Origin of the sequence: Paramixta manurensis, from assembly GCF_013285385.1 — a bacterium.
Classification (GTDB): Bacteria; Pseudomonadota; Gammaproteobacteria; order Enterobacterales; family Enterobacteriaceae; genus Paramixta; species Paramixta manurensis.
In genome coordinates this window covers 1,462,471-1,488,115 of the sequence record NZ_CP054212.1, presented here as the reverse complement: position 1 = coordinate 1,488,115, position 25,645 = coordinate 1,462,471, and the positions used below count along the sequence as shown (strand labels likewise).

The 25,645-nt window shown below is 51.4% G+C and carries 19 protein-coding genes, 7 tRNA genes and 1 pseudogene; 23 read left to right on the top strand and 4 right to left on the bottom strand.

Annotated features, from left to right (window positions below; all coding sequences use genetic code 11):
• Positions 1-173: 173 nt before the first annotated feature.
• Positions 174-1,841 (bottom strand): glutamine--tRNA ligase, encoded by a 1,668-nt coding sequence (gene glnS, locus PMPD1_RS07265; protein WP_173633401.1) that lies wholly within the window; start codon positions 1,839-1,841, stop codon positions 174-176.
• Positions 1,842-1,999: 158 nt separating this feature from the next.
• Positions 2,000-4,036 (bottom strand): N-acetylglucosamine-specific PTS transporter subunit IIBC, encoded by a 2,037-nt coding sequence (nagE, locus tag PMPD1_RS07260; protein WP_173633400.1) that lies wholly within the window; start codon positions 4,034-4,036, stop codon positions 2,000-2,002.
• 333 nt (positions 4,037-4,369) lie between these two features.
• Between nagE and nagB the strand changes: the two genes are divergently transcribed.
• From nagB to PMPD1_RS07200, 12 genes are all read left to right on the top strand, one after another.
• Entirely contained in the window at positions 4,370-5,170 is an 801-nt protein-coding gene (gene nagB / locus PMPD1_RS07255) for a glucosamine-6-phosphate deaminase (RefSeq protein ID WP_173633399.1), read from the top strand.
• A 72-nt stretch (positions 5,171-5,242) separates the two neighbouring features.
• Positions 5,243-6,391: an N-acetylglucosamine-6-phosphate deacetylase gene (nagA, locus tag PMPD1_RS07250; RefSeq protein WP_173633398.1), complete on the top strand. Its 1,149-nt coding sequence runs from the start codon at positions 5,243-5,245 to the stop codon at positions 6,389-6,391.
• 7 nt (positions 6,392-6,398) lie between these two features.
• A complete protein-coding gene (gene nagC, locus PMPD1_RS07245) occupies positions 6,399-7,619 on the top strand; it encodes a DNA-binding transcriptional regulator NagC (RefSeq protein ID WP_173633397.1) in 1,221 nt (406 codons plus the stop codon).
• Between the two features lie 40 nt (positions 7,620-7,659).
• On the top strand, positions 7,660-8,412 hold the full coding sequence (locus tag PMPD1_RS07240; RefSeq protein ID WP_173633396.1) for an HAD-IIA family hydrolase: 753 nt from the start codon (positions 7,660-7,662) through the stop codon (positions 8,410-8,412).
• A gap of 282 nt (positions 8,413-8,694) precedes the next feature.
• Entirely contained in the window at positions 8,695-10,362 is a 1,668-nt protein-coding gene (gene asnB, locus PMPD1_RS07235) for an asparagine synthase B (RefSeq protein ID WP_173633395.1), read from the top strand.
• Between the two features lie 219 nt (positions 10,363-10,581).
• A tRNA-Met gene (locus PMPD1_RS07230) sits at positions 10,582-10,658 on the top strand.
• A gap of 7 nt (positions 10,659-10,665) precedes the next feature.
• Positions 10,666-10,750: transfer RNA gene (locus PMPD1_RS07225), tRNA-Leu, on the top strand.
• Positions 10,751-10,773: 23 nt separating this feature from the next.
• Positions 10,774-10,848, top strand: a tRNA-Gln gene (locus PMPD1_RS07220).
• Positions 10,849-10,885: 37 nt separating this feature from the next.
• Positions 10,886-10,960: transfer RNA gene (locus PMPD1_RS07215), tRNA-Gln, on the top strand.
• Positions 10,961-10,985: 25 nt separating this feature from the next.
• Positions 10,986-11,062, top strand: a tRNA-Met gene (locus PMPD1_RS07210).
• Between the two features lie 6 nt (positions 11,063-11,068).
• Positions 11,069-11,142: transfer RNA gene (locus PMPD1_RS07205), tRNA-Gln, on the top strand.
• A 27-nt stretch (positions 11,143-11,169) separates the two neighbouring features.
• Positions 11,170-11,243, top strand: a tRNA-Gln gene (locus PMPD1_RS07200).
• Between the two features lie 114 nt (positions 11,244-11,357).
• On the opposite strand, the gene ubiF is transcribed toward PMPD1_RS07200, so the two are convergent.
• On the bottom strand, positions 11,358-12,530 hold the full coding sequence (ubiF, locus tag PMPD1_RS07195) for a 3-demethoxyubiquinol 3-hydroxylase (RefSeq protein ID WP_173633394.1): 1,173 nt from the start codon (positions 12,528-12,530) through the stop codon (positions 11,358-11,360).
• 163 nt (positions 12,531-12,693) lie between these two features.
• On the opposite strand from ubiF, the gene miaB reads away from it, so the two are divergent.
• The 9 genes from miaB to PMPD1_RS07150 all read left to right on the top strand — a co-directional run bounded on the left by miaB (position 12,694) and on the right by PMPD1_RS07150 (position 21,915).
• Complete coding sequence (gene miaB, locus PMPD1_RS07190) at positions 12,694-14,118, top strand: tRNA (N6-isopentenyl adenosine(37)-C2)-methylthiotransferase MiaB (RefSeq protein ID WP_173633393.1); 1,425 nt, start codon at positions 12,694-12,696, stop codon at positions 14,116-14,118.
• A 179-nt stretch (positions 14,119-14,297) separates the two neighbouring features.
• Positions 14,298-15,356, top strand: a complete 1,059-nt coding sequence (locus PMPD1_RS07185) for a PhoH family protein (protein WP_173633392.1) — start codon at positions 14,298-14,300, stop codon at positions 15,354-15,356.
• A complete protein-coding gene (ybeY, locus tag PMPD1_RS07180) occupies positions 15,353-15,835 on the top strand; it encodes an rRNA maturation RNase YbeY (RefSeq protein ID WP_173633391.1) in 483 nt (160 codons plus the stop codon). The genes PMPD1_RS07185 and ybeY overlap by 4 nt, the downstream gene beginning before the upstream one ends.
• An 84-nt stretch (positions 15,836-15,919) precedes the next feature.
• Positions 15,920-16,798: a CNNM family magnesium/cobalt transport protein CorC gene (corC, locus tag PMPD1_RS07175; protein ID WP_173633390.1), complete on the top strand. Its 879-nt coding sequence runs from the start codon at positions 15,920-15,922 to the stop codon at positions 16,796-16,798.
• A gap of 7 nt (positions 16,799-16,805) precedes the next feature.
• A complete protein-coding gene (lnt, locus tag PMPD1_RS07170) occupies positions 16,806-18,353 on the top strand; it encodes an apolipoprotein N-acyltransferase (protein WP_173633389.1) in 1,548 nt (515 codons plus the stop codon).
• Between the two features lie 367 nt (positions 18,354-18,720).
• Positions 18,721-19,617, top strand: a complete 897-nt coding sequence (locus tag PMPD1_RS07165; protein ID WP_173633388.1) for an amino acid ABC transporter substrate-binding protein — start codon at positions 18,721-18,723, stop codon at positions 19,615-19,617.
• A 154-nt stretch (positions 19,618-19,771) separates the two neighbouring features.
• Complete coding sequence (locus tag PMPD1_RS07160) at positions 19,772-20,512, top strand: amino acid ABC transporter permease (RefSeq protein WP_173633387.1); 741 nt, start codon at positions 19,772-19,774, stop codon at positions 20,510-20,512.
• A complete protein-coding gene (gene gltK, locus PMPD1_RS07155) occupies positions 20,512-21,189 on the top strand; it encodes a glutamate/aspartate ABC transporter permease GltK (RefSeq protein ID WP_173636143.1) in 678 nt (225 codons plus the stop codon). Before PMPD1_RS07160 ends, gltK begins: the two co-directional genes overlap by 1 nt.
• Positions 21,190-21,915, top strand: a complete 726-nt coding sequence (locus PMPD1_RS07150; RefSeq protein WP_173633386.1) for an amino acid ABC transporter ATP-binding protein — start codon at positions 21,190-21,192, stop codon at positions 21,913-21,915.
• 44 nt (positions 21,916-21,959) lie between these two features.
• Here PMPD1_RS07150 and PMPD1_RS07145 read toward each other — a convergent pair whose 3' ends face one another.
• Positions 21,960-22,445, bottom strand: coding sequence for a zinc ribbon-containing protein (locus tag PMPD1_RS07145; protein WP_173633385.1), 486 nt, complete (start codon positions 22,443-22,445; stop codon positions 21,960-21,962).
• Positions 22,446-22,805: 360 nt separating this feature from the next.
• On the opposite strand from PMPD1_RS07145, the gene leuS reads away from it, so the two are divergent.
• Positions 22,806-25,388: a leucine--tRNA ligase gene (gene leuS / locus PMPD1_RS07140; protein WP_173633384.1), complete on the top strand. Its 2,583-nt coding sequence runs from the start codon at positions 22,806-22,808 to the stop codon at positions 25,386-25,388.
• A gap of 47 nt (positions 25,389-25,435) precedes the next feature.
• Positions 25,436-25,618 (top strand): annotated as a pseudogene (locus tag PMPD1_RS07135) (LPS assembly lipoprotein LptE); the annotation flags it as partial.
• Between the last annotated feature and the right edge of the window lie 27 nt (positions 25,619-25,645).

Genomic DNA, 25,645 nt, shown 5'->3' with positions numbered 1-25,645 from the left:
GTTAATCAATTAACTAACGTTACTACGTAATAGTGGAAGCGGGGTTTAAAGTTTATGGTTGGCAAAAATGCAGAATCAAGGAGGGAAATAAAACTGAGTTATTTTTCGTCTTAAAAAATCATAAAAAAAGAGCGAAAATATCCGCTCTTTTATGACTGCTGGGGGATAAAGCCTTATGCGCCGATTTTCGCCCACGTATCACGTAAGCCAACCGTGCGGTTAAAGACCAGCGCTGACGGTGAAGAATACACGCTATCGGCACAAAAATAGCCTTCACGTTCAAACTGGAACGGGCTTCCGGCCACGGCATTACGCATACCAGGCTCAACAAAACCCTGCCGGATGACCAGTGATTCCGGGTTAATCGTCGCCAGAAAATCCTCAGCGGCGGCCGGATTTGGTACGCTGAAGAGCCGATCGTAAAGACGGAATTCCGCCGGTAGCGCATGCTCTGCGGAAACCCAGTGAATAACCCCTTTCACTTTACGACCATCAGCCGGATCTTTACTCAAGGTATCCACATCACAGGTGCAGTACAGGCAAGTAATATTGCCCGCTTCGTCTTTCGCTACCCGCTCAGCTTTAATGACATACGCATTACGCAGACGAACCTCTTTCCCCATCACCAGGCGTTTATACTGCTTGTTCGCCTCTTCACGGAAATCTGCACGATCAATATAGATCTCGCGGCTAAAAGGCACGTCGCGTGTGCCCATCTCCGGTTTGTTAGGATGGTTCGGCATCGTAATGATTTCTTCATGCCCGGCGGGCAGGTTTTCAATCACCACTTTCAGCGGGTCAAGCACCGCCATGGCGCGCGGCGCATTTTCATTCAAATCATCGCGAATACAAGATTCAAGAGACGCCATCTCGACAATGTTGTCCTGCTTCGTCACGCCGATGCGACGGCAAAATTCGCGGATTGACGCGGCGGTATAACCGCGACGACGCAAGCCGGACACCGTCAACATCCGTGGATCGTCCCACCCTTCGACAATCTTTTCGCTAACCAACAGATTCAGCTTACGCTTCGACATGATGGCGTACTCAAGATTCAAACGCGAAAACTCGTACTGGCGCGGATGAACCGGAATGGTGATATTGTCCAGCACCCAATCGTATAAACGACGGTTATCCTGGAACTCCAGCGTACACAGCGAGTGAGTAATGCCTTCCAGCGCATCGGAAATGCAGTGAGTAAAATCGTACATCGGATAGATGCACCACTTATTACCGGTCTGATGGTGCTCGGCAAACTTAATCCGATACAACACCGGGTCGCGCATCACGATAAAGCTGGAGGCCATATCGATCTTCGCGCGTAAGCAGGCGCTGCCCTCGGCAAACTCGCCGTTACGCATTTTTTCAAACAGCGCAAGGTTCTCTTCAACACTGCGATCGCGATATGGGCTGTTCTTGCCAGGCGCAGTCAGCGTACCGCGATATTCGCGGATCTGTTCTGGCGTCAGTTCGTCCACATAAGCGAGACCTTTATTGATTAGCTCAACAGCATAATGATGCAGTTGATCGAAATAGTCTGAGGAATAATGAATGTCGCCAGTCCACTCAAAACCCAGCCACTGCACGTCACGCTTGATGGATTCGACATACTCAATATCTTCTTTTACTGGGTTAGTATCGTCGAAACGCAGGTTGCACTGCCCCTGGTAATCTTGCGCGATGCCAAAATTCAGGCAGATCGATTTAGCATGACCAATATGCAGATAGCCGTTCGGCTCCGGTGGAAAACGCGTATGCACCGTCTGATGCTTACCGTTCGCCAAGTCTTCGTCAATAATCTGACGAATAAAGTTAGTTGGGCGGGCTTCAGCCTCACTCATCTCAATTTCCTCAACACGAATGTCTGGTGATTTGTTTCACGAAATAACGGAGTATGATCCACAAAGCGGAGAAGGGAAACAACCGTTTGTTAGCGGTTAGGCAGAAAAAAGGGCAGGAATCGCTTCCTGCCCAAGATGATTAACGAGAAAAGCGTTAGTTAGCCTTTAATTTCGTACAGTTTGGTTTCGCCAGCCACTACATGGCCGCTGGCCAATAGATTGACCCCGCTGAAGTCATCAATATTACTGACAACTACCGGGCTTATCATTGAACGTGCGTTGGCATTCAGGAAATCAAGATCCATTTCCAATACTGCCTGGCCTGCGGAGACTTTCGCCCCCTCTTCGACTAAGCGTTTAAAGCCTTTACCTTCCAGCGCCACGGTATCCAGCCCCATATGGACCACTATCTCAATACCGTTTTCGGTTTCCAGACAGAACGCGTGATTCGTATTGAAAATTTTCACCACTGTACCGGCAATCGGCGCCACCACGGTTTTATCGGTAGGCTGGATCGCCAGACCGTCGCCCACAGCTTTGCTGGCAAATGCCTCATCTGGCACATTCTCAATAGCCACCACTTCCCCGGTCACCGGCGCAACCAGCGTAGCAATAATGCCTTTGGCAGCGTTGGGAACCGCCTGGGGTTGCGCTGGCGCAGCGACAGGCGCGGCGGTCGTTGAAGCCGCAGCGACGGGCCCTTTTGCCAATACAATTTTCATTGCCGAGGCAATAGATTCCGCTTGGGTACCAACAATAATCTGCACGCTTTGTTTATTCAGACGAATCACGCCTGAGGCGCCAAGACGCTTAGCAACGCCTTCATTAACCGCAGCGGCATCTTTTACATTCAGACGCAGACGCGTAATACAGGCATCAATATTGGTCAGATTATCGGAACCGCCAACCGCGCTGATATAACGACGTGCCAGTGTTTCGGTAGCGGTTTCCTTGCTGTCACCGGTGGTATCTACGTTAACGTCATAACCATCACTTTCATCACCGGAGACCGCCAGTTCACGTCCCGGCGTCATCAAATTGAATTTCGTGATGGTGAAACGGAACACCACATAGTAGAGGAAGAAGAAGACGATACCTTGCGGGATCAGCATATACCAATGGGTCGCCAACGGGTTGCGCGAGGAGAGCACCAAGTCGACCAAACCGGCGCTGAAACCGAAACCGGCAATCCAATGCATGCTGGCAGCGATAAATACCGATACTCCGGTCAGGAAAGCATGGATGACATACAGAACCGGCGCCACAAACATAAAGGAGAACTCAAGCGGCTCAGTAATCCCGGTAAAGAAGGCGGCGAAAGCGGCAGCCATCATAATACCTGCGACTTTGGCACGGTTTTCCGGACGGGCGCATTGATAAATCGCCAACGCAGCGCCTGGCAGACCGAACATCATAATCGGGAAGAAGCCCGCCTGATAACGACCGGTAATCCCCACAATGCCTTTACCGGCTTCGATTGATTGCGCGCCGCCAAGGAAGTTAGGAATATCGTTAATTCCTGCCACGTCGAACCAGAATACAGAGTTCAGCGCGTGGTGCAGACCAACCGGAATCAACAAACGGTTAAAGAAGGCGTAGATCCCCGCGCCCACTGAACCCAGTTTCTGAATGTGTTCGCCAAAACTGACCAGCCCGCCAAAAATGACCGGCCAGACATACATCAGGATAAACGCCACCAGGATCATTAGGAAAGAGACGAGGATAGGAACCAAGCGACGCCCGCTAAAGAAGGAGAGCGCTTTCGGTAATTCTACGTGGCTGAAACGATTGTATACTTCAGCGGAAAGGATACCGACCAGAATCCCGACGAACTGGTTGTTGATTTTACCGAAGGCGGCAGGAACCTGCTCAACCGGCATTTTTTGAATCATCGCCACCGCGGCAGGCGAACACAACGTCGTCACCACCAGGAAGCCGACAAAGCCGGTTAATGCGGCAGCGCCATCTTTATCTTTCGACATGCCGTACGCGACGCCGATGGCGAACAGAACCGACATGTTATCAATGATAGCCGAACCCGATTTGATAAATAGCGCGGCTAACGCGTTACCCGCGCCCCAACTGTCCGGGTCAATCCAGTATCCCACACCCATTAAGATTGCTGCGGCAGGCAGTGTTGCCACCGGCACCATTAGTGCGCGGCCCACCTTTTGTAAATAGCTAAGAATATTCACCTTTTCCCCCTATATAGCCCGCTAAGGCGCCTGAAGCTGTTTCGTTTTATTATCACAATCTTCAGATAACTTGATGACAGTACACACCACAATGCGAAGTGTAAAAAGAAATTAATTCGCTTCGCAAATTAAAACCTTTGTATATGTGACTTTTATCACCAAAATCCGCTTCATCTCTCACGCGGTTCTGGCTATCGTCACAAACTTATTTTATGATCTAAAATATCAAGGCGGATTTTTCCTCTGTTGTGGTGATGAAGTCGCATTGCGCTTGTGTAACAACTGAAAGCCGTCTTTAACCTGCTTTTAATTTCTGCTTAAACGAGGTGAAACATGAGACTGATTCCTTTAGCTACTCCCGCTCAGGTGGGGAAATGGGCCGCACGCCACATCGTTAATCGCATCAATGCCTTTAAACCTACAGCCGAACGCCCTTTTGTTCTCGGTTTGCCAACCGGCGGTACGCCACTGGAAGCCTACAAGCACCTGATTGAGATGCACAAAGCGGGCCAGGTTAGCTTTAAGCATGTTGTCACGTTCAACATGGATGAATATGTCGGTCTACCGAAAGAACATCCGGAAAGCTACCATAGCTTTATGTACCGTAATTTCTTTGATCATGTAGATATTCAGCCGCAAAACATCAACTTACTGAACGGTAATGCACCGGATATTGATGCAGAATGCCGTCAATACGAAGAGAAAATCCGCGCCTACGGAAAAATTCACCTGTTTATGGGCGGCGTAGGTAACGATGGTCATATCGCGTTTAACGAACCGGCGTCTTCACTGGCTTCCCGCACCCGTATTAAAACCCTCACGCATGATACGCGTGTGGCGAACTCCCGCTTCTTCGATGGCGACGTGGATCAAGTGCCTAAATATGCCTTAACCGTCGGCGTTGGTACGTTGCTGGATGCGGAAGAAGTAATGATTCTGGTGACCGGCCATGTTAAAGCGCAGGCACTGCAGGCTGCGGTTGAAGGCAACGTCAACCATATGTGGACCATTAGCTGTCTGCAATTGCATGCCAAAGCGGTGGTGGTTTGTGATGAACCAGCAACCATGGAACTGAAAGTTAAAACGGTGAAATATTTCCGCGAAATGGAAGCGGAAAACGTGAAAGGCCTTTAAGCCTGCTTAATTGACAGACCGAAGCGTTACCGGGCGAGCCATTCGCCCCTTAGAGCCGGGAGAACATTAATCATGTACGCACTTACCAATGGCCGTCTATTTACCGGTCATGAAATCTTAGATAATCATGCCGTTGTTATTGCTGATGGCCTGATCGAACGCATTTGTCCGCTGGCTGACGTTCCGGCGGGGATCGAGATGCGCGATGTGGGAGGCGCAGTTATCGCTCCCGGCTTTATTGACCTACAGCTAAACGGCTGCGGCGGCGTGCAATTCAATGATGATATCGAAGCCATTAGCGTCGAAACCATCAACATCATGCAAAAAGCCAACGAGAAATCGGGCTGTACTAATTTCTTACCCACACTTATCACCAGTACCGACGTGTTAATGAAACGCGCGGTAGAAGTGATGCGCGCTTACCTGGCGCAGAATAAGCATCAGGCATTGGGCCTGCACCTTGAAGGGCCGTGGCTGAGCGTTGAGAAGAAAGGAACGCATGACCCGGCGCTGATCCGTAAACCCGATCCGGCGCTGGTCGACTTTTTGTGCGAAAACGCCGATGTGATTTGCAAAATTACGCTGGCGCCGGAAAATGTCGATCACGCCATTATTCGCCGCCTAAAAGCGGCCGGTATTGTGGTTTCTGCCGGGCATTCCAACGCTACTTACCAGCAAGGGAAAGCAGGGATTACCGCCGGGATCTCATTCTCAACGCATCTCTACAATGCCATGTCGACCATTACCGGACGTGAACCGGGTCTGACCGGCGCGTTATTTGACTCACCGGATGTTTATAGCGGTATTATTGCCGACGGCCTGCATGTGAATTACGGTAACATCCGCACCGCGAAAAAAGTGAAAGGTGAAAAACTGGTTCTGGTCACGGATGCGACAGCACCGGCAGGCGCGAATATTGAACAGTTCATTTTCGCCGGTAAAACAATATACTATCGTGATGGGCTATGTGTAGATGAAAACGGAACGCTAAGCGGTTCCGCATTGACCATGATTGAAGCGGTACGTAATTGCGTCGAACATGTCGGCATCGCACTGGATGAAACATTGCGGATGGCAACGCTTTATCCGGCCCGGGCAATAGGCGTGGAGAAACAATTAGGTTCGATTGAAGCAGGAAAAGTCGCGAATCTGACTGTCTTTACCCGCGATTATCATGTGATTAAGACTATCGTTAATGGTGACGAAGTCCTCAGCGAGTAAACATTGAATGACCACTGGTGGCCAGGCACAAATAGGAAACGTCGATCTCGTCAAACAACTGAATAGCGCAGCCGTATACCGGCTTATCGACCAGCAGGGGCCGATTTCGCGTATCCAGATAGCCGAGTTGAGCCAGCTTGCGCCCGCCAGCGTCACAAAAATTACCCGCCAACTGATTGAGCGCGGTTTGATCAAAGAGGTCGACCAACAGGCGTCGACCGGAGGTCGCCGCGCTATTTCAATTATCACCGAGACCCGTGGTTTTAATACTATCGGTGTCCGCCTTGGGCGCAATGACGCCACCTTAACCCTATTTGATCTCAGCGGGAAAGCGCTAGCCGAAGAGCATTATCCCTTGCCTGAACGGACGCAAGAGACGCTGGAAAATGCCCTGTTTAATGCCATTACGCATTTTAGCGAAGCGCATCAACGTAAATTACGCGAATTAATTGCCATCTCGGTGATTTTGCCGGGATTGGTTGATCCGAATAACGGTGTAATTCGCTATATGCCGCATATTAATGTCAGCAGTTGGCCGTTAGTCGCCAACCTGGAAAAACGCTTTAACGTGACCAGTTTTGTCGGTCACGATATTCGTAGCCTGGCGCTGGCAGAGCACTATTTCGGTGCATCCCGTGATTGTGCCGACTCCATTCTGGTGCGCTTGCATCGCGGTACCGGCGCCGGGATTATCGCCAACGGTCATATTTTCCTCGGTAGCAACGGCAATGTGGGCGAAATCGGTCATATTCAGGTCGATCCTTTGGGCGAGCGTTGCCACTGCGGCAATTTTGGTTGCCTGGAAACTATCGCCGCGAATAGCGCCATTGAAAACCGCGTGCGGCATCTTCTTACTCAAGGCTATCCCAGTGCATTAACGCTGGATGATTGTCAGATTCAGCTCATTTGTAAGGCAGCCAATCGCGGCGACCCGTTAGCTTGCGAGGTCATCGAGTACGTTGGGCGTTATCTCGGCAAAGCGATTGCGATTGCGATTAACCTCTTCAACCCACAAAAAGTGGTGATTGCCGGTGAAATTACCGAAGCGGATAAAGTCCTGCTACCGGCAATTGAAGGCTGCATTAACACGCAAGTATTAAAAGCCTTTCGTAAAAACTTGCCGGTGGTGCGCTCAGAACTTGATCACCGTTCGGCGATTGGCGCTTTTGCCCTGGCAAAACGCGCTATGCTAAATGGCATCCTTCTGCAACATCTTCTGGAAGAGTAATTTCTGGTCGGCGTCTGTGCTGGCCCTGCTGGATATACCTATGAGCTTAAAAAACGTAATTTGCGATATTGATGGCGTGCTGATGCACGATAATACCGCCGTTCCCGGCGCCGATGCGTTTCTGCACCGCTTACTGGAAAAGGGCACGCCGTTAGTCATTTTGACCAACTACCCATCACAAACGTCGCAAGATTTAGCTAACCGCTTTCTCTCAGCCGGTATTGAAGTACCTGATAGCGTGTTTTACACCTCAGCGATGGCGACCGCCGATTTTCTGCGCCGTCAGGAGGGGAAAAAGGCCTATGTTATTGGTGAAGGCGCGTTGATTCATGAGCTGTATAAAGCGGGGTTCACGATTACCGATATCAATCCTGATTTCGTGATTGTGGGTGAAACGCGCTCTTTTAATTGGGACATGATGCATAAGGCGGCTTTTTTCGTCGCCAACGGCGCACGTTTTATCGCTACCAACCCGGATACACATGCGCGCGGCTTCTATCCCGCCTGCGGCGCGCTGTGCGCGGGTATCGAAAAGGTTTCCGGGCGTAAACCTTTTTACGTTGGTAAACCCAGCCCGCTGATTATTCGCGCGGCGTTAAATAAAATGCAGGCCCACTCCGAAGAGACGGTGATCATTGGCGATAACTTACGCACCGATATTTTCGCCGGTTTTCAGGCCGGGCTGGAAACCATTTTGGTGCTGTCAGGCGTGTCCACTCTGAGCGATATTGATGCGATGCCTTTTCGACCCAGTTGGATTTATCCCTCGGTCGCCGATATTGATATCCTCTAACCCTCCGCCCGGCCACGCCGGGCTTTTTTATCCCTCTACCCTGCTGTTTTTTTGTCCGATTTTTCCATAATTTTGCCGATCCCATAATTTAAACGCCATAAAAATGAATAATCATCAAATATCAAGCCGCATCAACAAACTATTTCTCATAAAAAGGCTAAATTACTTGCATTGAAACCACCAAATAGCGCATTTTCTTATACATCACGCAGCGAGAGCGTTGCTAACTCAACATCCGTTAAAAAAACACCGCCGATAAGGTGAGCCGTTAGGGAGTTCGTTATGTGTTCTATTTTTGGTGTATTGGATCTGAAAACCGATTCGACAGAATTGCGTAAGAAAGCGCTGGAGCTTTCCCGCCTGATGCGTCATCGCGGCCCGGATTGGTCCGGCATTTATGCTGACGATCACGCCATTCTCGCCCATGAGCGCCTGTCAATTGTTGACGTCAATAACGGCGCACAGCCGCTGTACAACGCAGACCATACCCATGTATTGGCGGTTAACGGTGAAATTTATAACCATCAGGCACTGCGTGCCGAATTAGGCGATCGCTACGCTTTCCAGACCGATTCCGACTGTGAAGTTATCCTGGCGTTGTATCAGGAGAAAGGGCTCGATTTTCTTGATGACCTGCAAGGGATGTTCGCGTTCATTCTGTACGATAGCGTGAAAAAAACCTGGCTAATCGGTCGCGATCATATTGGTATTATTCCGTTGTATATGGGGAATGATGAGCACGGTAACCTGTTCGTCGCCTCCGAAATGAAAGCGCTGGTGCCGGTTTGTCGCACCATTAAAGAATTCCCGCCGGGAAGTTACCTGTCGAGCACCGAGGGTGAAATTCGTCGCTACTGGCAGCGTGACTGGATGGATTATGCCAGCGTGGAACATAACACCACCGATGCCGCCGCGCTGAAAAACGCACTGGAAGAGTCGGTAAAAAGCCACTTAATGTCAGATGTACCTTACGGCGTATTGTTGTCCGGCGGTCTGGACTCATCGATTATTTCCGCCGTCACCAAACGTTTTGCCTCGAAACGTATTGAAGATCAGGATAAAAGCGAAGCCTGGTGGCCGCAGCTCCACTCGTTCGCGGTCGGTTTGGAAGGCTCTCCCGACTTGAAAGCCGCCAAAGCGGTCGCCGACCATTTGGGCACGGTGCATCATGAAATCCACTTTACCGTGCAGGAAGGGTTGGATGCGATCCGCGATGTGATTTACCACATCGAAACTTATGACGTCACCACCATCCGCGCCTCAACGCCGATGTATCTCATGTCGCGTAAGATCAAAGCGATGGGGATTAAGATGGTGTTGTCCGGCGAAGGTGCGGATGAGGTCTTTGGCGGTTATCTCTATTTCCATAAAGCGCCGAACGCCAAAGAGTTTCATGAAGAGAACGTGCGTAAATTGCTGGCATTACATATGTATGACTGCGCCCGTGCTAACAAAGCCATGTCGGCGTGGGGCGTTGAAGCACGTGTGCCATTCCTTGATAAAAAATTCCTTGATGTGGCGATGCGCATTAATCCGCAGGACAAAATGTGTGGCAGCAACGGGAAAATGGAAAAACATATCCTGCGTGAATGTTTCTCCTCTTACCTGCCAGAAAGCGTTGCATGGCGGCAGAAAGAGCAGTTCTCCGATGGCGTGGGCTACAGTTGGATCGATACGCTAAAAGAGGTGGCGGCGAAGCAGGTTACCGATCAACAGTTGCAGACCGCGCATTTCCGCTTCCCGTACAACACACCGGCGTCGAAAGAAGCGTATCTCTACCGCGAGATTTTCGAACAGTTATTCCCACTCCCGAGCGCAGCAGAGTGTGTGCCAGGCGGGCCGTCCGTTGCCTGTTCATCGGCGAAGGCCATCGAGTGGGATGAAACGTTTAAAAGCATGGATGATCCATCGGGTCGTGCGGTAGGCGTTCACCAATCCGCCTATAAATAACCTGCTGTTTATCCGGTTAAAGCGGGCCAAACATGGCCCGTTTTTATTTGTCGCCATCCTCTGTTACGATCGAAAATTGACGCTTTTATCGCCATGCTGGTTACAAGCCAAACAAACGAGACATGGATGGCTAAAAACGGGAAAAAACTAGTTGACGCTTTTGGGTCAACTCCGCATAATGCGCCCCGCAACGCCGATGAAGGTAGCGCGAAAAAAGATGGCTACGTAGCTCAGCTGGTTAGAGCACAGCACTCATAATGCTGGGGTCACAGGTTCGATTCCCGTCGTAGCCACCATCTTTTTGCGGGAGTGGCGAAATTGGTAGACGCACCAGATTTAGGTTCTGGCGCCGCAAGGTGTGCGAGTTCAAGTCTCGCCTCCCGCACCATTTCTTCATAGGTTATGCACGGATGGGGTATCGCCAAGCGGTAAGGCACCGGTTTTTGATACCGGCATTCCCTGGTTCGAATCCAGGTACCCCAGCCACCTTTCTGATTTATCGCAGTGAATGTGATGCGAATATTGGGGTATCGCCAAGCGGTAAGGCACCGGTTTTTGATACCGGCATTCCCTGGTTCGAATCCAGGTACCCCAGCCATAATCAGAATTACGCAATACAATTTGGCTACGTAGCTCAGCTGGTTAGAGCACAGCACTCATAATGCTGGGGTCACAGGTTCGATTCCCGTCGTAGCCACCATTTTCTTGGGGTATCGCCAAGCGGTAAGGCAGCGGATTCTGATTCCGCCATCCGGGGTTCGAATCCCTGTACCCCAGCCAAATTTAACGATGTTATTCGTACTCTATTGGGGTATCGCCAAGCGGTAAGGCAGCGGATTCTGATTCCGCCATCCGGGGTTCGAATCCCTGTACCCCAGCCAGATACATCGGAAAGCCCGCTCAATGCGGGCTTTTTTGTGTTTATCGCCGAAGCCTATTCCTCACCACGCACGGGTAACGCCTTGCGGCTTTACCCGTATGTCGTTCTTAATAGCTCATAACCCTAACGCATAACGCAGCGCCTGGCGCTTCAATACGCCGGCATGTTCCGCCGCGATCAATCCCAGGTTACGCACTATCTTTAACGGCCCTAACTGATTACTAAAGGCGAAATAAAACAGGTCCATGCCGCTTTGCATCAGCAGATTATCTCTCTGACGCCGGCGCTGATAACGCTCCAGCACCCGTTCGGAAGACCACTCTTCCGCCGCTTCCCGGGCCTGCGCCAACACCTCAATCAACGCATCCACGTCACGGTAACCTAAATTTACGCCCTGCCCGGCCAACGGATTAATGGTATGCGCGGCGTCGCCGACCAGCGCTAATCCCGGTAACACATAGCGTGTGGCATGGCGCCGCACTAACGGGAAGGAAGCGGCATTCAGCGCCGTAAAACGCCCCAGACGCGGCGGAAAGTGTGCCTGAATCTCTTTTTGCAGTTGCGCTAACGGTAACGCCTGAAGTTGGCGTATGCGTGCCGGGTTGTCATACCACACCAGCGAAGCCAAATTATCGAACAGAGGCAAAAAGGCGCGCGGACCGGCTGGCGTAAACTGCTGCCAGGTCGTATCGCCCGCCGCCTGTTCGGTGCGGACAGTAACCAACATGCAAGATTGCGCATAATTCCAGCCATGAATACCAATGCCCGATAATTGGCGAATTTGCGAGTTGGCGCCATCGGCTCCCACCACCAAACGGCTGGTCAACTCCTTGCCATCGCTCAACGTTAGCGTCCAGCCGGAAGCGTGTGGTTTGAGCGCGGCCAATTGCGCCGGGCAGAACAGCGCCACAGATTGCTGCTGCAGACGCTGCCACAGCGCCTGTTGCAACACCGAGTTTTCGACCATATAACCCAGTTCAGGTAACCCTAACGATGCGGCATCAAACTGCACGCGCGCGGTTTCCCACTCCCAAGTTTCCAGCCGCCGGTATGGCGCGCAACGCATCGCGGTTACCGCTGACCACACCTCCAGTTGTTTAAGCAAATCAACCGACGCGCAGCCAATGGCCGAGATGCGGATGTCTGGCAGACTGTCGGCGTCAAACGCCGTTGGCTGCTCGCGCTCCAACACCGCCACCTGAAAACCCTGTTGTGTTAACCCACTGGCTAGCGCTGCGCCCACCATCCCGCCGCCGACAACAACAACGTCAAAATGCGTTTCATGCATGTTATTATCCTTCTATGCCCTGCCCCGGGCTCCGTCGGGGCAACGAATGTGATGCGCTCAAGTGTACCGGAAAACAGAAAAGCCGCTACACTGGTCACAACAGCAGCAAAGCATTACAATACGCGCCCTGCAATCCTTCCTGCACTGATTAATGGCAAGTTCGATGACTAAAAAACTGCATATCAAAACCTGGGGCTGTCAGATGAATGAATATGATTCATCAAAGATGGCCGACCTGCTGGAGAGCACACACGGCTTTACGCTGACCGAGGTCGCGGAGGAAGCTGATATTCTGTTGCTCAACACATGCTCTATTCGCGAAAAGGCGCAGGAAAAGGTGTTCCACCAGCTCGGTCGCTGGCGCACGTTGAAGGAGAAAAACCCCGAACTGATCATCGGTGTCGGCGGCTGCGTAGCGTCACAGGAAGGGGACCATATTCGTCAGCGCGCCAATTATGTTGATATTGTCTTCGGCCCGCAGACCCTGCACCGCCTGCCCGAGATGATTAATACGGTACGTGGCTCAAAAAGTCCGGTAGTCGATATTAGCTTCCCGGAAATCGAAAAGTTTGATCGCCTGCCGGAACCCCGTGCCGATGGCCCAACCGCATTTGTTTCGATCATGGAAGGTTGTAATAAATACTGCACCTTCTGCGTGGTGCCTTATACCCGTGGCGAAGAAGTTAGCCGCCCTTGCGACGATATTCTGTTTGAGATTGCTCAACTGGCGGCTCAGGGTGTGCGTGAAGTTAACCTGCTTGGGCAGAACGTTAATGCTTACCGCGGCGCCACCTACGATGGCAGTATCTGCACCTTTGCCGAGCTATTGCGTTTAGTGGCGGCGATTGATGGTATTGATCGCATCCGCTTCACCACTAGCCATCCGATCGAGTTTACTGATGATATTGTTGAGGTCTATCGCGATACGCCGGAACTGGTCAGCTTCCTGCACCTGCCGGTGCAAAGCGGCGCCGATCGGATCCTGACGCTAATGAAGCGTGCGCATACTGCGTTAGAGTACAAAGCAATTATTCGTAAACTGATTGCCGCTCGCCCGAATATCCAGATCAGCTCTGACTTTATTATCGGCTTCCCGGGTGAAACCCAGGCAGATTTCGAGCAAACCATGAAACTGATAGCCGACGTCAACTTTGATATGAGCTTCAGTTTTATTTACTCGGCACGCCCCGGTACGCCCGCCGCTGACTTGCCGGATGATGTGAGCGAAGAAGAGAAAAAACAGCGTCTCTATATTTTGCAGGACCGCATCAACCAGCAAGCAATGGCCTGGAGCCGCCGGATGCTCGGCACAGTTCAGCGTATTCTGGTCGAAGGCACTTCGCGTAAGAATGTGATGGAACTTTCCGGACGCACCGAAAATAACCGTGTGGTGAACTTCGAAGGAACGCCGGAGATGATCGGTAAATTTGTCGATGTTGAGATTGTTGATGTCTATCCGAACTCGTTACGGGGCGTAGTCGTACGAACCGAAGAGCAAATGGGGCTGCGCGTCGTAGAGAGCCCGGCCTCGGTCATTGCCCGTACACGTAAAGAAAATGAAATTGGTGTCGGCCTGTTCCAGCCTTAATAGCATCAATGTGCGGCGAGTCTTCCGGCTCGCCGCGCAATTTCATTTTGCTACACTTGGTTTATGAAACCAGCGCCCAAATATCCCTTCTGGCACTTGTCGTCGCACATTATTTTAAGCAAACGACAAACACCCTTGTTATCCTCTCAACCTGGCCCTGAGTGACCCAAAGGATTAGTTTGAATATTGAAACTCGTGAAATCGTATTAGAACCTGCGGACAATCGCCGGTTACTGAGTCTGTGCGGTCCGTTTGACGATAATGTAAAACAGCTTGAACGCCGTCTGGGCATCGAAATTAACCGCCGCGACAACACGTTTAAACTGGCAGGCCGTGCGCTGTGTGTAAATGCGGCCGCAGATATTCTACGCGATCTGTATGTCGATACCGCGCCGGTACGTGGTCAAACGCCGGATATTGAGCCGGAACAAATCCATTTGGCAATTAAAGAGAGCCGCGTGTTGGAACAAAGCGCGGAGAGCGTGCCGGAGTACGGCAAAGCGGTAAACATCAAAACCAAGCGCGGCGTCATCAAGCCACGCACGCCTAACCAGGCGCAATACATCGCCAATATTCTCGACAACGATATTACTTTCGGAATCGGCCCTGCCGGTACGGGGAAAACCTATCTGGCGGTAGCGGCGGCGGTGGATGCCCTGGAGCGCCAGGAAATTCGCCGTATTTTGCTGACACGCCCGGCGGTAGAGGCCGGTGAGAAACTCGGTTTCCTGCCTGGTGATTTAAGCCAGAAAGTGGACCCGTATCTCCGCCCTTTGTATGACGCGTTGTTTGAAATGCTGGGCTTCGAACGCGTAGAAAAGCTAATGGAGCGTAATGTCATTGAAGTTGCGCCGCTGGCCTATATGCGTGGGCGCACGTTAAATGATGCGTTTATCATCCTTGATGAAAGCCAGAACACCACCATCGAACAGATGAAGATGTTCCTGACACGTATTGGCTTTAACTCCAAAGCGGTCATCACCGGTGATGTCACGCAGATCGATTTACCGCGCAACCTGAAATCCGGGCTGCGTCATGCCATCGAAGTCCTGTCCGAAGTGGATGAGATTAGCTTTAATTTCTTCCATAGTGAAGATGTGGTTCGTCATCCGGTGGTAGCACGGATTGTGACGGCCTATGAGGCTTGGGAAGAAGCAGATCAAAAACGCCGTGATAAACTGGCGGAAGAGCGTAAACGTGAAGCGCTGGCGGCGCAAACTGCCCAGGATCCGAAATGAGTAATGTAATGCTCGATCTTCAGATTGCCAGTGAATCAGCCGCCGGATTACCGGCGGAAGCGGACTTTCAGCGCTGGCTGGAAGCGGTGCTGCCAAAATTCCAGGCAGAAAGCGAAGTCACTATCCGCATCGTTGATGAAGCGGAAAGCCACCACCTTAATCTGACGTATCGCGGAAAAGATAAGCCGACCAATGTGCTGTCATTTCCTTTTGAAGCGCCGCCCGGTATTGAACTCCCGTTACTGGGTGATTTAGTTATTTGCCGTCAAGTTGTTGAGCAAGAAGCTCAGCAACAGGAAAAACAGCCAGACGCGCACTGGGCGCATATGGTGATTCATGGCAGTTTGCATCTGTTGGGTTACGATCATATTGACGATGATGAAGCCGAAGAGATGGAAGCGCTGGAAACCGAGATAATGCTTGCCCTCGGCTATTCCGATCCGTACATTTCGGAGAAAGAAACGCCGGAAAATCCGTAAGCGGCCCGGCTAGCCGGCCGATTATCTGCCGACTTTGTTTGTCGGCAGCCTGAATTTTAATAGAGAGACCAAAACTAAAACGCCATGAGCGACGACCATTCACAAAACAGCGACAGTCCTGGTAGTAAAAAGGGATTTTTTTCCCTCATTCTTAACCAACTCTTCCACGGGGAGCCCAAAAACCGTGAGGATTTACTGGAACTGATCCGTGATTCTGAGCAGAACGAACTGATCGACCAAGATACCCGTGACATGTTGGAAGGTGTCATGGATATTGCCGAACAGCGCGTTCGTGACATTATGATCCCCCGCTCGCAAATGATTACCTTAAAACGCAATCAAACACTGGATGAATGCCTCGAAGTTATCATCGAGTCGGCGCATTCGCGTTTTCCGGTGATCAGCGAAGATAAAGATCATGTTGAGGGGATTCTGATGGCGAAGGATTTGTTGCCGTTTATGAGCAGCGAATCTGAACCGTTCAGTATGGAAAAAGTGTTGCGCCCGGCAGTGGTGGTGCCAGAAAGTAAGCGTGTTGACCGTATGCTGAAAGAGTTTCGCTCTCAGCGCTACCACATGGCGATTGTGATTGATGAGTTTGGCGGTGTCTCCGGTCTGGTGACTATTGAAGATATTTTGGAGCTGATTGTCGGCGAAATTGAAGACGAATATGACGATGAAGAAGATCGTGATATTCGCCAACTGAGCCGTCATACCTACACCGTGCGTGCGCTAACGCCGATTGAGGATTTTAACGAGGTGTTCGACACGCAATTCAGTGATGAAGAGGTTGATACCATCGGTGGGTTAGTCATGCAGGGCTTCGGTCACCTGCCGGCACGTGGTGAAAGCATCGACATAGAGGGTTACCAGTTTAAAGTTGCGATGGCGGATAGTCGTCGTATCATCCAGGTCCACGTTACGATACCGGAAAACGCGCCCCAACCCACACTGGACGAATAATTCATCTATGGCTACTGCCTCTTTCTTACAGCGTCAGCGCAGTCGTTTACTGCTGGCGTTAATAACCGGTGCCGTTGGCACCCTTGCATTTTCACCTTATGATTTTTGGCCTGCGGCACTGATCTCGCTGCTCGGTTTGCAACTGGTCACGCTTAATCGCTCCACCCGCCAGGCGGCAGCGTTGGGGTTTGCCTGGGGGCTGGGGCTATTTGGCAGCGGCGTCAACTGGGTCTACGTCAGCATCGCCACTTTTGGCGGTATGCCAGGTCCGGTTAACGTTTTTCTGGTGATCTTGCTGGCGGCATATCTGGCACTCTACCCGCTATTATTCGCCGCAGTACTGAACCGTCTGTGCCCCAAAACAAGCGCGCTACGCCTGGTCCTTGCCGCGCCGGTTATTTGGCAAATTACCGAGTTTTTACGCGGCTGGGTATTGACCGGCTTTCCGTGGCTTCAGTTCGGCTACAGCCAGATCAATGGCCCGCTTAAAGGTCTGGCGCCCATTTTTGGCGTTGAACTGATTACGCTGGTGCTGATGGCCATTGCCGGGTTGATCGCGTACACCATCATACAGCGGCGCCCGCTGCCAGCGATTGGTGCCGCAGCGCTACTCCTGTTGCTGTGGCCGCTACGCTATATCACCTGGTATCAGCCGCAGCCTGCGCGTACGGTTAATGTCGCATTAGTCCAGGGGAATATTCCACAATCGCTTAAGTGGGATCCTAACGAGTTAATCAATACGCTACGTATTTATAACCAGGCATCGCAGCCATTGATCGGCAAAGCGCCAATCATTATTTGGCCGGAATCGGCCATTCCTGACCTGGAAGTGAATCAACAACCCTTCTTGCGTTCGCTGGACGCCGAACTGCGCGCCAAGGGCAGCAGCCTGGTAACCGGCATTGTCGACTCTCGTCTGGAGGGCAACCGCTATCACGACTATAACTCGGTTATTGTACTCGGCGGCGAACAACCCTACGACTACAATAGCGATAATCGCTACCAGAAAAACCATTTAGTCCCGTTTGGTGAGTTCGTTCCGCTGGAAACCTTACTACGCCCGTTGGCCCCCTTCTTTGACCTGCCAATGTCCTCGTTTAGCCGCGGAGATTATCGCCAACCGCAGCTACGCGTCGCGGGTTACAACCTCACTGCGGCTATCTGCTATGAGATTGTCTTGGGCCAGCAAGTACGCGATAACTTCCGGCCCGATACTAACTTCCTGTTAACCGTCTCCAATGATGCCTGGTTTGGCCACTCTATCGGTCCATGGCAGCATTTCCAAATGGCGCGTATGCGTGCGTTAGAACTGGGACGGCCGCTGCTGCGTGACACCAACAACGGCGTCACAGCGGTGGTTGACGCTAATGGCGAGGTGCAAAAAATATTGCCGCAATTTACGCGCGGTGTATTAGAAACGCAGGTTACGCCAACCAGTGGTTTAACACCTTATGCCCGTACCGGTAACTGGACGGTTTGGGTTATCACCGTCTTAATGGCTGGGTTTGCCGCCCTGCTTAGTGGGCGAAATACGCGTATTAAACGTCAGCACTAACTGTCATCCCCCGGGCTGAGCCCTCAGCCCGGCCTCTCCTTGCCGAATATTGGCACACCGTTTGCATTATTTCTCAGCATATTCTCTGACGTCAGGCGTTTACTACGCGATGTTATGCAACCTTGCACCATACCAGGCCCTTTCATGCTCCCGGAAGGAGCAAACGGCCAGCGATTGCTTTAATTTGGTGCGGCGCACTTCGCAAAAAAGAAACTTTTTTGTTTCACGCCGTTAACATTCAGCTATGTTAGAGACTATTCGGAGCGGGTTTACGCGCCGGGATACAGAGAAAAGCAGCAGCAAATAATCACAACATCATAATCGGCGTCGTTTTATGTTGGCGTCAAAACAACGAAGGAGTTGGAACATGCAGATGCGCAAAGTGGCGTTATCTCTTCTGTTGCTCAGCGCAGCAGCCGGAGTGGCCCAGGCGGATGATCTCAGCGGTACTCTGAAAAAGATTAACGACAGTGGCGTTATCGTGGTCGGACACCGTGAATCCTCAGTTCCCTTTTCTTACTACGATAGTCAGCAAAAAGTCGTGGGTTATTCTCAGGACTACTCGAACGCCATCGTTGATGCGGTCAAAGCGAAGCTAAACAAACCGAATTTACAGGTGAAACTGTTACCTATCACCTCACAAAACCGTATTCCACTACTGCAAAACGGCACCTACGATTTTGAGTGTGGTTCTACCACTAACAACGCCGAACGTCAGCAACAGGCGGCGTTTTCCGACACCATTTTCGTTATCGGCACGCGTTTGTTGGTGAAAAAAGGCGGCCCGATTAAAGACTTCGCTGACCTGAAAGGGAAAGCAGTGGTGGTGACTTCCGGCACCACTTCAGAGATTCTGCTTAACAAGCTGAATGATTCGAAGAAGATGAACATGCGTATTATTAGCGCTAAAGATCACGGTGACTCGTTCCGTACGCTGGAAACCGGTCGGGCGGTGGCCTTTATGATGGATGATGCGTTATTAGCCGGCGAGCGCGCCAAAGCGAAGAAACCAGGTAACTGGGAAATTGTCGGCACGCCGCAATCAAAAGAAGCATACGGCTGTATGCTGCGTAAAGATGACCCAGCCTTTAAAACGCTGGTTGATGACACTGTCGCTAAAGCAGAAACCTCTGGTCAGGCGCAAAAATGGTTTGAGAAGTGGTTCAAGCAGCCAATTCCGCCAAAAAATCTCAATATGAACTTCGATCTTTCCGACGATATGAAAACGTTGTTCAAAACACCTAATGACAAGGCACTGAACTAACAATGAAAACAAGGGCGGCCTACGCTGCCCTCTCGATTGTTGATTACAGGCTCGGACAGACAGACGGCGGATGGTCGTTCCCCATCGGCCGGAACAAGAAGCCTCTCATCAATCTTCAGGGTAGCTTCGCTACCCTTTTTTACCGGAGTTTGTTATGGGTATTAACTGGAACTGGGGCATTTTTCTTCAACAAGCCCCGTTCGGCAACACCACGTATCTTGGCTGGCTGTGGTCCGGTTTTCAGGTCACTATCGCGGTTTCCGTGTGTGCCTGGATTATCGCTTTTCTGGTCGGCTCTCTTTTTGGCATTCTACGTACCGTTCCCAACCGTTTACTCTCAACTATCGGCACCTGTTATGTGGAGCTATTCCGCAATATCCCGCTGATTGTCCAGTTCTTTTTCTGGTATCTGGTGGCGCCGGAACTGGTTGGCGAAAATTTAGGGATGTGGTTTAAATCCGAACTGGATCCCAATATTCAATTCTTTGTTTCCTCGGTGATCTGTTTAGGCCTGTTTACTGCCGCGCGGGTTTGTGAACAGGTGCGTGCGGCTATCCAATCGCTGCCGGTCGGGCAAAAAAATGCCGGGTTAGCGATGGGCCTGACATTGCCGCAAACCTACCGCTACGTCTTACTGCCCAATGCCTATCGCGTTATTGTGCCGCCGATGACCTCCGAAATGCTTAACCTGGTCAAAAACTCGGCGATCGCCTCTACCATCGGTTTGGTCGATATGGCGGCGCAGGCCGGGAAATTGCTGGATTATTCGGCTCACGCCTATGAGTCATTTACCGCCATTACGCTGGCCTATATTGGTATCAACCTGGTCATTATGCTGATTATGAGCCTGGTTGAGCGCAAAGTGCGTCTACCGGGTAATATGGGGAGTAAATGATGTACGAATTTGACTGGAGTTCGATTATTCCCGGCCTGCCGTGGCTGTTAAAAGGCATGGTCATCACCATCAAGATTACCCTTACCGCCGTGGTGTTCGGCATTATTTGGGGTACCATTTTAGCCGTGATGCGCCTTTCCAGCTTTAAGTTACTAAGCTGGTTCGCCAAACTGTACGTTAACCTGTTCCGTTCCGTACCATTGGTTATGGTGCTGCTGTGGTTTTATCTGGTGGTCCCCAGCTTCCTGCAACAGGTGCTTGGGCTCTCGCCGAAAACCGATATTCGCCTCATCTCGGCGATGGTCGCTTTTTCGCTATTTGAAGCGGCGTATTACGCCGAAATCATCCGTGCCGGTATTCAGAGCATCGCTCGCGGGCAATCCAATGCCGCGTTGGCGCTGGGGATGACGCACTGGCAATCAATGAAGCTGATTATTCTACCGCAGGCGTTTCGCGCCATGGTGCCGTTGCTGTTAACGCAAGGCATTGTTCTGTTTCAGGATACCTCGCTGGTGTATGTCCTAAGCCTGGCCGACTTTTTCCGTACCGCCTCAACCATTGGTGAACGTGACGGTACCCAAGTTGAAATGATTTTGTTCGCCGGTTTGGTCTATTTCGTCATTAGTATTTGCGCATCGCTGTTGGTCAGCTATTTAAAAAGAAAAAGGACGGCTTAAATGATTACCCTGAAAAACGTTTCTAAGTGGTATGGTCACTTTCAGGTGCTGACCGACTGCTCAACCGAAGTCAAAAAAGGTGAAGTAGTGGTAGTATGCGGCCCGTCCGGCTCCGGTAAATCTACCCTAATTAAAACCGTCAACGGGTTGGAGCCGATCCAACAAGGTGAAATAGAGGTCAATGGCACGCTGTTAACCAACAAGAAAACCAACCTTGCGCAGCTCCGCGCCAAAGTGGGTATGGTGTTCCAACATTTTGAGTTGTTTCCTCACCTAAGCATTCTTGAGAATTTGACGTTAGCTCAGGTTAAAGTGCTGAAGCGAAATAAAGATGCGGCACGTGAGAAGGGGCAGAAATTATTGGCGCGCGTAGGTTTGTCGACACATGCCAATAAATACCCCGGTCAACTTTCCGGCGGTCAGCAACAACGTGTCGCTATTGCTCGTGCGCTATGTATGGACCCGGTGGCGATGTTGTTCGATGAGCCCACTTCAGCGCTTGATCCGGAAATGATCAATGAAGTGCTGGATGTCATGGTCGAACTGGCTAACGAAGGGATGACCATGATGGTAGTGACCCATGAAATGGGCTTTGCCCGTAAAGTAGCTAACCGCGTCATTTTTATGGATGAAGGCAAAATTGTTGAAGACACGCCAAAAGATGCGTTCTTTAATAATCCGAAATCCGATCGCGCCAAAGATTTTCTTGCCAAAATCCTGCATTAAACCACCGTTCAGCCGGGCTCTCGCCCGGCTCTGTTCTGCCCCGCTTACGGTTCAAATGGCTGACGCTGGAAATGGTCGTGCCCACATTCAGGGCAGCGTGTTAGCAGCTCCGGCGTATAGATGGCGCGAGTAAACTGGCACTTTTCACAAACCAGATTACCCAAGCCTACCACCTCGCCACTTTGATAAACGCCGTGGTGGTTTAGGTCTTGAAACACTTCTCGCCACTCCAGTTGGCTACGGTCGGTAATATCCGCCAACTCTTTCCAGATACTCTCGCGAATGACGCGCAAAAACACACTATCGCTGAGATCATTTTCCGCAGATTCACCATAACTACGGGCAAACTCTTCTAAATCACGCCGCACCGCACGCGTGACCTCATTCACTTCGCTATGGGTTAATTCACCGCTGGCCTGTAACCGCTGGCGCCCCTGCTCAACTAACGCATCAACGTCACGCTCCCCACCTTGCAGACGCTCGGTGAGCGAAGTCAGCAATTCCCGATAGTACTGAGCAACCTTGTTCATCTTTTCTCCTTTCTCTCCCGTAGGTTATCTGTTTAATTCTAGCCTCTGTCTGAGATTTGCCGCGTGAACTTGCTCAATGGATGAAAATTATGGAAGGCATCTTCCAGCTTAAAGAGAAATGCGCGCGGCATGGACGTGAAGTATTGTTGCTGCGAAGGCTTATCGGCTATGCTATGCGGATCTTAACCAATATAGTTATACCCAAAACAGTTCGAGTTGCATCAAGACAGCAGCGCAGTGAACATCCGGGCGCTTACGACGGTAAGCGAGCGGGTTGAACGAGGAAAGCTAACGCACATGCGGCTTGAAGGATGACGGGTATCAACGCTTTGCGCTATTTATTAAGGACCACAGGCTGCCATGCAAGAGCAATACCGCCCGGAAGAGATAGAATCCCACGTCCAGCATCACTGGCATGAAAAACAGACGTTTAAAGTGACCGAAGAGGAAGGTAAAGAGAAATATTACTGCCTCTCTATGCTGCCCTATCCTTCTGGCCGCCTACATATGGGCCACGTGCGTAACTACACCATTGGGGATGTTATTGCGCGCTATCAGCGCATGTTGGGTAAAAATGTCCTGCAACCCATTGGCTGGGATGCATTCGGTCTTCCGGCTGAGGGGGCTGCGGTAAAAAACAATACCGCCCCGGCACCGTGGACTTATGACAATATTGACTACATGAAAAACCAGCTAAAACTGCTGGGCTTTGGCTATGACTGGAGCCGCGAACTCGCGACTTGTCAGCCGGAGTATTACCGCTGGGAACAATGGTTCTTCACCAAACTGTACGAAAAAGGTCTGGTGTATAAGAAGACCTCGGCGGTGAACTGGTGTCCGCATGATATGACCGTTCTGGCTAACGAACAGGTGATTGATGGCTGCTGCTGGCGTTGCGACACCAAGGTTGAACGGAAAGAAATTCCCCAGTGGTTTATTAAAATTACCGATTACGCTGAAGAGTTGCTCAACGACCTTGATAAGCTGGAAGATTGGCCGGAGCAGGTGAAAACCATGCAGCGTAACTGGATCGGTCGTTCCGAAGGCGTGGAGATCACCTTCGAGGTGATTGATAGCGAGCAAAAACTCACGGTTTACACTACCCGCCCGGATACTTTCATGGGTGCCACCTATGTCGCGGTTGCCGCAGGTCACCCGCTGGCAGCGCAGGCCGCCGCCGCCAATCCCGCGCTGGCGGATTTTATCGCCGAGTGTCGTAATACCAAAGTCGCCGAAGCAGAAATGGCGACGATGGAGAAAAAAGGCATGGCGACCGGTTTGTTTGCCCGTCATCCGCTGAGCGGAGAAAACGTGCCGGTATGGGTCGCGAACTTCGTGTTGATGGAGTACGGCACTGGCGCAGTCATGGCGGTTCCGGCACACGACCAGCGCGACTGGGAGTTCGCCACCAAATATGATCTGCCGATCAAACCGGTGGTGTTGAACCTGGATGGGAGCGAGCCGGATATTAGCGCGGCTGCAATGACGGATAAAGGCGCGCTGTTCAATTCCGGTGAGTTTAGCGGCCTGAGCCATGATGAAGGGTTCAACGCGATTGCTAACAAACTGGCGGAAAAAGGCGTCGGCGAGCGGAAAGTGAATTACCGTCTGCGCGATTGGGGCGTGTCTCGTCAACGCTACTGGGGCGCGCCGATCCCAATGGTCACGCTGGAGGATGGCACCGTTATGCCAACGCCAGAAGATCAACTGCCGGTTATTCTGCCGGAAGACGTGGTGATGGATGGCATTACCAGCCCGATTAAGGCCGATCCGGAATGGGCGAAAACCACCGTTAACGGCCAGCCCGCGCTGCGTGAAACCGATACGTTTGACACCTTTATGGAATCTTCCTGGTATTACGCCCGTTATACCTGCCCTGACTACGATAAAGGTATGCTTGATCCCGCCGCGGCAAACTACTGGCTGCCGGTTGATCAATATGTTGGCGGTATTGAACACGCCATCATGCACCTGATGTATTTCCGCTTCTATCACAAGCTGCTGCGTGATGCCGGGCTGGTGACGTCCGACGAGCCGGCGAAACGCTTGCTGTGTCAGGGGATGGTATTGGCGGACGCCTTCTATTATGTTGGCGCTAGCGGCGAGCGTAACTGGGTTTCTCCGGTTGATGTCACCGTTGAGCGCGATGAGAAAGGGCGTATCGTGAAAGCCGTTGATAACGCCGGGCGCGAGGTGATTTACGCCGGTATGAGTAAAATGTCGAAGTCAAAAAACAACGGCATTGACCCACAACTGATGGTAGAGCGTTACGGTGCTGATACGGTGCGCCTGTTTATGATGTTTGCTTCGCCAGCGGATATGACGCTCGAATGGCAAGAATCCGGCGTCGAAGGCGCTAACCGCTTCCTGAAACGCGTATGGAAACTGGCCTTCGATCACACCGAAAAAGGCACGGTGGGCGCGCTAAACGTTGCCGCGCTGGATGATAACCAGAAAGCGTTGCGTCGCGATCTGCATAAAACCATCGCTAAAGTGTCTGACGATATTGGTCGTCGCCAGACGTTCAATACCGCCATTGCGGCGATCATGGAACTGATGAACAAACTATTGCGCGCGCCGCAAGAAAGTGAGCAGGACCGTGCGTTGATGCAGGAAGCCTTATTGGCGGTGACGCGTATGCTTTATCCGTTCACTCCGCATGCCTGCTTTAGCCTGTGGCAGTCGCTGGGCGGCGAAGGCGATATTGATAACGCGCCGTGGCCGCTAGCAGATGAGGACGCGATGGTTGAAGATTCGCTGCTGGTAGTGGTACAGGTTAACGGTAAAGTCCGTGGTAAAATTACCGTGCCGGCCGATGCGACACAGGAGCAGGTTCAGGCTCGCGCTGCGCAGGAACACTTGGTTGCAAAATATCTGGATGGCGTCACCATCCGTAAAGTGATTTACGTCCCGGGCAAGCTGCTTAACCTGGTTGTGGGTTAAGTTCAGGAGGAACTGTGCGACATCCGATTACAACATTACTTGTGGGTATGGCGGTGATGATCACCGCCGGTTGTGGGTTTCATCTGCGCGGCACGACTCAGGTGCCGAAAGAGTTACGGACGTTAGTGTTAGAAAGTAACGACCCGTATGGTCCACTGGCACGAACCATTCGTCAGCAGTTGCGTTTGAATAACGTCACCATCGTGGATAAAAATGGTTTGCCATCTGATGCCGCGGTCCCTACCAGCACCGGCTCA